The 712-nt window shown below is 41.2% G+C and carries 1 protein-coding gene; it reads right to left on the minus strand.

All coding sequences use genetic code 11. The features are described 5' to 3' along the window. Nucleotides 1-712, minus strand: a 712-nt coding sequence (locus G3A46_RS14025) for a hypothetical protein (RefSeq protein WP_206736029.1), incomplete at both ends; no start/stop codon positions are given.

The raw sequence follows: 712 nt of genomic DNA on the forward strand, positions 1-712 counted from the left end.
GATACGGTAACACCACCTACTAAATCACTTACCATAACATCGGTTAGGGTAACGTTTCCTGTGTTCTTAACAGAGAAGCTATAGGTAATAATATCACCTGCCTCTAGTGTTGAACATTCTGTGGTTGGATCTACTTCAACATCTGAAGTTTTGATAAGGGCAATACTTGCATCAGTACAGATAGTTACAACTGTTGGGTTGTTTCCTGTATAGCTTGAGTTATCTGATTCATCATCCACTTGGGTGTTGCTAGGCGTTGTACCAACTACCTTAGCTGTGTTCTCAAACTCACCTGCATTAATATCTGCTTGAGTAATTGTATAGGTAGCTGTGAATGTAGTAGTGTCCTCTTGACCTGGATCCAATGTGATTGGGCCTCCTGATACGGTAACACCACCTACTAAATCACTTACCATAACATCGGTGAGGGTAACGTTTCCTGTGTTCTTAACAGAGAAGCTATAGGTAATAATATCACCTGCCTCTAGTGTTGAACATTCTGTGGTTGGATCTACTTCAACATCTGAAGTTTTGATAAGCGCAATACTTGCATCAGTACAGATAGTTACAACCGTTGGGTTGTTTCCTGTATAGCTTGAGTTATCTGATTCATCATCCACTTGGGTGTTGCTAGGCGTTGTACCAACTACCTTAGCTGTGTTCTCAAACTCACCTGCATTAATATCTGCCTGTGTGATGGTATAGCTTGCTG

The sequence above is a fragment of the Aequorivita sp. KMM 9714 genome (genome assembly GCF_011065475.1).
Taxonomy (GTDB): domain Bacteria; phylum Bacteroidota; class Bacteroidia; order Flavobacteriales; family Flavobacteriaceae; genus Aequorivita; species Aequorivita sinensis.